Source organism: Armatimonadota bacterium, assembly GCA_031460175.1.
Taxonomy (GTDB): domain Bacteria; phylum Sysuimicrobiota; class Sysuimicrobiia; order Sysuimicrobiales; family Sysuimicrobiaceae; genus Sysuimicrobium; species Sysuimicrobium tengchongense.
This window is the reverse complement of the sequence record JAVKGW010000017.1, coordinates 1-6992: the sequence shown is the minus strand read 5'-3', so window position 1 is coordinate 6992 and position 6992 is coordinate 1. Positions and strand designations below refer to the sequence as shown.

Below are 6992 nucleotides of genomic sequence, written 5' to 3'. Positions count from 1 at the left end.
CGAATGGTGACGTTTTACCGGTACCCCCAGGAGCGCTGGCGGCACCTGCGGACCGTCAACGTGGTGGAGTCCCCCTTTGCGGCGCTGCGGCTACGGACGGATGCGGCCAAGCGGTTCAAGAAGGTGGAGCGGGCTGCGGCGGTGATCCGGAAGATGCTGATGGTGGCCCAGACGAGGTTCCGGCGGCTGAACGCCCCGGAGCTGCTGGCCAAGGTTTACGTGGGGGTGCGGTACGAGGACGGGATCGAGGCCGCCGGGAAGGAGGTCGCCGCCTGAGTGTTTACACACTTTTTGACGGAACCTCGGAGGAGCGACGCTGGCATTTCTGGTCGCCCTCCGCGGTCACTTTGCTGTAACTGGTTCGCGACCCTCCGCATGGATTCCCCCTTGAGGGCAATGTTGTGGGCGTTATGGACCAGGCGGTCGAGGATGGCGTCCGGCACCGTGGGATCGGACAGGAGGCCGTGCCAGTGGTCCGGGGGCAGCTGGCTGGCCACGATGGTGGAGCGGGCCTGGGCGCGGTCGTCGAGCACCTCCAGGAGGTACACGGCCCTGGGTGTCGGTGAAGGGGGCGAGGCCCCAGTCGTCGAGGACCAGGAGGTCGATGCGGGCCAGCTGGTTGAGGAGCCTGGGGTAGGAGCCGTCGCCCCGGGCGATGCCGAGCTCGGCCAGGAGAGGGGGGCACCCGGTAGTAGCGGGCAGTGAACCCCTGGCGGCAGGCGGCGTTGGCCAGGGCTCAGGCGATGAAAGTCTTACCCACGCCGGTAGGGCCGGTGATGAGCACGTTTTGGCGGGCGCGGAGCCAGTCGCCGGTGGACAGGCTGCGGAGGAGGGAGCGGTCCAGGCCCCGGGGGTGGCGGTAGTCGACGTCCTCCAGGCAGGCGGGCAGGCGCAGCCTGGCCTGGTTAAGAGTCGGGCCAGGCGGCGGTTTTGCCGGCTCGCCTACTCCTGGTCCACCAGAAGCCGGAAGGCACACCGCCCTCGCGTTTCCACAGTTTTCGAGGCTGCGCCCCCTTGCGCTTATCCCGGATATGTGGTAAGGGAGCAGCGGAGCAGTTTGTTCAATAATGAACAATTGTGCAAAAATGGCTTTCCGGCGGGAGTGGCATGTCCAGCAGCGCGCTCGCGCTGGCGGATGCTGGTGGATTGGGGGGATGGTCGTGACGCTGACTCGCTCCTTGAGAAAGCCCTGGATCGACGTGGTTCGCAGGGGTCCAGGGCCTGGCACAGGTCCGTACCCTGGGATGCGGCCCTGCTAACGTCGGAGATTTTCTCGGAGGAGAGCTACTGGGGATGATTCTGGATCGCCTTCAGGTACTGGAACGCGAGGGTCGGCGGGTTCGTGTGGCTGTCGTGGGGGCCGGCCAGATGGGCAGGGGTGTGATTCGCCAACTGGCGCGCCTGCCCGGTCTGCGGGTAACCGCCGTGTCCGAGCGTCTTTTGGAGCGGGCCTGGGAGGCGATCTCCGAGGCGGGCCTGACCGCGGAGGTGGTTGGGACGGCTGAGGAGGCGGGCCGGGTGATCCGCGAGGGACGGGTCGCGGTGACGCCGAATTTCTCACTTTTTTTGCTCGAGCACGCTGAGGTGGTTGTGGACGCCACCGGGGATCCGGAAGTTGGCGCGCGCATCGCGGCTGCGACCCTGAGGGGCCGCAAGACGCTGGTCACCATGAACGTGGAGCTGGACGCGACAGTGGGCCCGGTGCTGGCTTACCTGTTCCGTTCCGCGAACAGAGTGTACACCGTCGGGATGGGCGACGAGCCTGCCGTGCTGTGCGAGATGGTGGACTTCGCCCGCACGCTGGGGTTCGAAGTCGTGTGCGCGGGCAAGGGTAAGAACAACCGGCTGGATCGCCGTGCCACACCTGCCGCCGTGGCGGCAGAAGCTGCCCGGTGGGGCATGAACCCACGGATGCTGACGCAGTTCGTGGACGGGACGAAGACCATGGCGGAGATGGCCGCGCTTGCAAACGCCACGGGGCTCACGGTGGACCGACCCGGGATGCACGGACCTGCGGTGAAGCGCACGGAGCTGGCTCGGGTTTTCGTGCCGGAGGTTGAGGGCGGCATCCTCACACGCAGTGGGGTTGTGGAGTACGCCGTGGGGGACGTTGCACCCGGGGTGTTTGTGGTCGTGCGGGTACCGGACGGACCCGTCCGCAGGGACCTGGAGTACCTGCGCATGGGGTCGGGCCCCTACTACGTTCTGTACAGGCCATTTCACCTGGCCAGCCTCGAGGTGCCCGTGTCCATCGCGCGTGCCGCCCTTTACGGAGAAGTCACGATGCAGGCGCAGGGCGCGCCACGGGTGGAATGCGTGGCGGTCGCCAAGCGGGACCTGGCCCGCGGAGAGGAACTCGACGGCGTCGGTGGAGAGACGGTCTACGGACTTGCCGAGGATGCCGTGCGGGCGAGGGCGAGTCGTGCCGTACCTGTAGGTGTGGTCGCAGGCGCCCGGACACGTAGGGAAGTGCGTGCAGGGCAGGTGCTGACGGAGGAAGATCTGGAGCTGGACGCACACAGCGTGGTCGTGCAGCTTCGCAGACTCCAAGAGGCGCTGGTGGAAGCGGGGATCCTGTCTTGAGGCCTCGGCACGACGACCGGCATCTGATGGCCAAGGTGGCAGACCTTTACTACCTGCGGGGCCTGACCCAGCAGGAAATCGCCGCCCGTCTGGGTCTGTCACGGCCGGCCGTCTGTCGGCTGCTTCAACGGGCGCGGGCGGAAGGCGTGGTGCGCATCGAGGTCATTCCCCCGCAGGAGTCCCACCAGGAGCTGGAACGGGAGCTTGAAGAGCGGTTCGGGCTACGAGAAGCTGTCGTGGTCACCGGCCGCACCGAGTCGCCGACTCTCACCCGTCGCGCGCTGGGCCAGGCCGCGGCCCTGGCGTTGGAACGGTACCTGAAGGGACGGGAGCTGATAGGGGTCTCCTGGGGGACGACCTTGAACGAGGTAGTGCACCACGTGCGCCCGCGGCCGCTGCGGACCACGGTGGTCCCGCTTGTCGGTGGGGCCGGGCAGGTGGCACCCGGGGTGCACGCCAACGACCTGGCGCGCCGCCTCGCGCAGGCTCACCGGGGCGAGGTGCACCTGTTGCACGCGCCCGCAATCGTGGCGAGCGCGGAGGTCCAGCAGGCCCTGTGCTCCGATCCGAACATTCGGAGGGTCCTGGATATGGCGCGACAGGCGGACGTAGCGCTTGTTGGAGTCGGGGCGCTCGTCGCCTCGTCGACGCTCGTGCAGAGCGGCTACTTTTCGGCGCGGGAATTTGCGGCGTTGCGCGAGCGCGGCGCGGTTGGTGATGTCTGCACGAGGCCTTACACACGGGAGGGGCTCCCGGTGGATGACGAACTCCAGCGTCGCATCGTGGCGGTGGAGTTCGAGGATCTGCGCCGGATCCCCACGGTCGTGGCGGTCGCCGGTGGACTGGAGAAGGCCGAGGCGATTCTGGGGCTTCTGTGTGGAGAGCTGGCAGACGTGCTCGTTACAGACCACGTGGCCGCCCGCGCGGTTCTGCGGTCGCTGCGGGCGGAACGGGGGGTGGAACAGTGAAGTCGGTAGGGCTTTCGGTGGAACAGCTCCGGGCGATGCTCGGGACGATGCTGCTTATCCGTACCTTCGAGGAAAAGGCGGAGGAACTGTACGGGCTGGGCAGGGTGCACGGCACCATGCACCTGAGCATCGGGCAGGAGGCGGTGGCCGTCGGGGTATGTCAGGCGCTGCGGCCGGACGACTACATTCTGAGCACGCACCGTGGGCACGGGCATTGCCTGGCGAAGGGTGCGGACGTGCGGCGCATGATGGCGGAGTTTCTCGGCAAGGAGACGGGCTACTGCCGCGGTCGGGGCGGGAGCATGCACATCGCCGACGTGGAGGGGGGCAACCTGGGTGCGAACGGTATTGTGGCGGGGGGCCTTCCGATCGCGACAGGGGTCGGGCTTTCGATCCAGATCCGGCGAACCCAGCAAGTTTGCGTGGCTTTTTTCGGTGACGGCGCTGCCAACGAGGGCGCTTTTCACGAGTCTTTGAACCTGGCCAGCATCTGGGAGCTGCCTGTGGTGTTCGTGTGCGAGAACAACCAGTACGCCATGTCGATGCCGGTCCGCAACTCCATGCGCGTGGAGCGCGTGGCGGAGAGGGCGTGTGCTTACGGCATTCCGGGACGGACCGTTGACGGGATGGATGTCATGTCGGTGTTCGAGGCAGCCCAAGAAGCAGTGGAGCGGGCCCGGAAGGGAGAGGGGCCGACGTTGCTGGAGTGTATCACGTACCGGTATCGCGGGCACAGCAAGAGTGACCGGCAGCGGTACCGGAGCCGTGAGGAGGTGGAACGGTGGCGGTCCCGGGATCCCATTGAGCGGTTCCGGGCATACCTGCAAGGCGAAGGGCTTCTGGAGGAGGAAGAGTACGAGGCACTGCGGCGGAGCGCGGTCGAGCAGGTAGAGGAAGCGGTCCGGTTTGCGGAAGCCAGCCCGGAGCCCGACCCGAGCACGCTGTTGGAGGACGTGTACGCATGACGCGGGAGCTGAGTTACGCAGAGGCGGTCCGGGAAGCCCTGCGGCAGGCTATGGAGGCGGACCCCGCAGTCATTCTGCTTGGGGAGGACATTGGTGTCTACGGGGGCGCGTTCGGCGTTACGGAGGGCCTGCTGGACCAGTTCGGACCCGAGCGGGTACGAGACACGCCGATTTCGGAGGCGGCGATCACGGGATGCGCGATCGGTGCGGCGCTCACGGGTCTGCGCCCCGTGCTGGAGGTTCAGTTCATGGACTTCGTTGCCCTTTGCATGGAGCAGCTGGTCCTGCAGGCGGCGAAGATCCGCTACATGTTCGGGGGAAAGGCACAGGTACCGATGGTGGTCCGGACGCCTGCGGGAGCCGGAACCGGTGCGGCAGCGCAGCACTCCGAGAGCCTGGAGGCGTGGTTTGTCCACGTCCCCGGCCTCAAGGTGGTAGCTCCAAGTACACCGCGGGACGCGAAGGGACTGCTGCTGGCGAGCATCCGGGACCCGAACCCGGTGATATTCGTGGAGCACAAGCTCCTGTACCGGACGCGAGGTGAGGTTTCTGAGGATCCGTATGAGATCCCGCTGGGTCGGGCGGAGGTGAAGCGGGAGGGGACGGACGTGACTGTGGTGGCCACGTCTGCGATGGTGCCCCGGGCGCTGGCGGCGGCGGACCGTCTGGCGGCGGAGGGGGTCTCGGTGGAGGTGGTGGATCCACGGACGCTACGGCCGCTGGATGCTGATACGATTCTCCGGTCGGTCCGGAAAACCGGGCGGGCGGTGGTCGTGTACGAGGGTGTGAGGACTTTGGGGATCGGGGCGGAAATCGTGGCACGGATTGCGGAGAGCGACGCTCTGTACTACCTGCAGGCCCCCGTCGTGCGACTCGGTGGTGCCGAGTGCCCGATCCCGTACAGCCCCAGACTCGAGCGGGCGGCAGTCCCGCAGGAGGAGGACGTGGTCGAGGCTGTGCGACGGGTGCTGGCAGCATAGGGGGGATCGTGGCCCGTCCGGTAATCCTGCCCAAGTTCGACATGTTGATGGAGCAGGCGACCGTGGTGCGGTGGCTGCGGGAGGAGGGAGAGCAGGTCCGGGCCGGGGAGCCGCTCGTCGAGGTGATGACGGACAAGGTGAACATGGAGGTGGAGGCGCCCGCGAGCGGAAAGCTGGCCGGGGTCCGGGTGGGGCCCGGAGACGTGGTGCCCGTGACCGCGGTCATGGCGTACATCCTCGAACCGGGTGAGTCGCTGCCTGCTGAGTTGCTGCCTGCGGGGAGGCCAGAGCAGATAGAGACCACTGCAGCAGCGGGGCCCGCGATAGGGGAAGGGCCTTCAGAGACGGGTCCCGTGGCAGCCACTCCGGTGGCGCGGCGGCTTGCAAAGGAGGCAGGGCTCGATCTGTCTACCGTACGTGGTACGGGGCCCGGGGGCCGCATCACGGAAGCCGACGTGCGGGCGGCGCTGGCGGCCATGACGACGGGCGTGAGCCGGACGCTGGAACGCCGCAGGCTTGTGGCCGAGCGGATGGTCCAGAGTGCGCGAGAGGTGCCCCAGGTCCACCTGACGCGTGCCGTGGACATGTCGGTGGTGGAGCGATTGCGTGCCGGAGCTTCGTACACGGCGGTGGTGGTTTGGGCTGCGGCACGGGCCCTGCAAAGGTACCCTCGACTTCGTACCGCGCCGGACGGTACTGTAGCTGACGCTGTGCACGTGGGCGTTGCTGTGGACACTGCGGAGGGGCTCGTGGTCCCGGTGGTTCGCGATGCGGATCGGAAGCCGTTACCGGTGTTGAATGAAGAAATCGGCGAGCTCGCCCGCCGTGCACGAGAGAACGCGCTTGGGCTGGAGGACGTCAGGGGAGCGGTGTTCACGGTTTCAAATTTGGGGATGCTGGGGGTGGATCGGTTCACTTCCCTTGTCGTCCCCGGGCAGGCGGCCATCCTGTCTGTGGGAGCGGTACGGCTCCGCCCCTGGGTGGTGGGAGACGCGCTCGCGTTACGGCCGGTGTGCGAGTTCACGCTCGGGCTGGACCACCGTGTGGCCGACGGAGCCGACGGCGCACGGTTTCTGGAGGAGTTCACTCGGTGGCTTGAACGGCTTGGAGGGGAGACATGAAGGGGGTGGCGGAGCGGTACGAACTTGAGTTGCACTGTCCTCGGTGCGGCCGTCTGACTTGGCACCTGGTGGCACCCTTGCAGACGGGACGTTCCCAGATGACGTGTGTCGTGTGCGGGCGCGGAAGCGTGGCACACACTCTTGAGTTCATGGAGCAGTATGTGGGCAGCTTCGTCCGGAGGCTGGCGGCAAAGCCCTTTGAGCTGGCGGGTGAGGCGCTTGACCACCCGGGCCGGTTTCTTGCCACGTTCCCGGGTCGGGCCCTGACGAAGCCTTTCCGTGTGGCGGCGGAGCTCCGGACTACTCTGGACATCATCCGTGGGACGACGGTGCCCAGGCGCGTAGAGCCGGTGCGGGAACCCCGGGAGTTGCCGC

General features: G+C 67.2%; 7 protein-coding genes and 1 pseudogene. 7 read left to right on the top strand and 1 reads right to left on the bottom strand.

Features of this window, described 5'->3' with window-relative positions; all coding sequences use genetic code 11:
- Nucleotides 1–276, top strand: a 276-nt coding sequence (locus QN206_12510; protein ID MDR7615628.1) for an IS256 family transposase, incomplete at its 5' end; no start/stop codon positions are given.
- Nucleotides 277–368: 92 nt separating this feature from the next.
- Here QN206_12510 and istB read toward each other — a convergent pair.
- Nucleotides 369–963, bottom strand: a pseudogene (gene istB / locus QN206_12505) (IS21-like element helper ATPase IstB).
- Between the two features lie 405 nt (nucleotides 964–1368).
- Between istB and QN206_12500 the strand changes: the two are divergent.
- The 6 genes from QN206_12500 to QN206_12475 form a co-directional block, all read left to right on the top strand.
- The gene (locus tag QN206_12500; GenBank protein MDR7615627.1) at nucleotides 1369–2583 is read left to right on the top strand and encodes an SAF domain-containing protein; all 1215 of its coding nucleotides are present in this window, start codon (nucleotides 1369–1371) and stop codon (nucleotides 2581–2583) included.
- On the top strand, nucleotides 2580–3551 hold the full coding sequence (locus QN206_12495) for a sugar-binding transcriptional regulator (protein ID MDR7615626.1): 972 nt from the start codon (nucleotides 2580–2582) through the stop codon (nucleotides 3549–3551). The genes QN206_12500 and QN206_12495 overlap by 4 nt, the downstream gene beginning before the upstream one ends.
- Before the next feature lie 35 nt (nucleotides 3552–3586).
- Entirely contained in the window at nucleotides 3587–4516 is a 930-nt protein-coding gene (pdhA, locus tag QN206_12490) for a pyruvate dehydrogenase (acetyl-transferring) E1 component subunit alpha (protein ID MDR7615625.1), read from the top strand.
- The gene (locus tag QN206_12485; GenBank protein MDR7615624.1) at nucleotides 4513–5496 is read left to right on the top strand and encodes an alpha-ketoacid dehydrogenase subunit beta; all 984 of its coding nucleotides are present in this window, start codon (nucleotides 4513–4515) and stop codon (nucleotides 5494–5496) included. Before pdhA ends, QN206_12485 begins: the two co-directional genes overlap by 4 nt.
- Before the next feature lie 8 nt (nucleotides 5497–5504).
- Nucleotides 5505–6617: a dihydrolipoamide acetyltransferase family protein gene (locus QN206_12480; protein ID MDR7615623.1), complete on the top strand. Its 1113-nt coding sequence runs from the start codon at nucleotides 5505–5507 to the stop codon at nucleotides 6615–6617.
- Between the two features lie 128 nt (nucleotides 6618–6745).
- On the top strand, nucleotides 6746–6992 hold a 247-nt coding region (locus tag QN206_12475), incomplete at its 3' end, for a hypothetical protein (GenBank protein MDR7615622.1).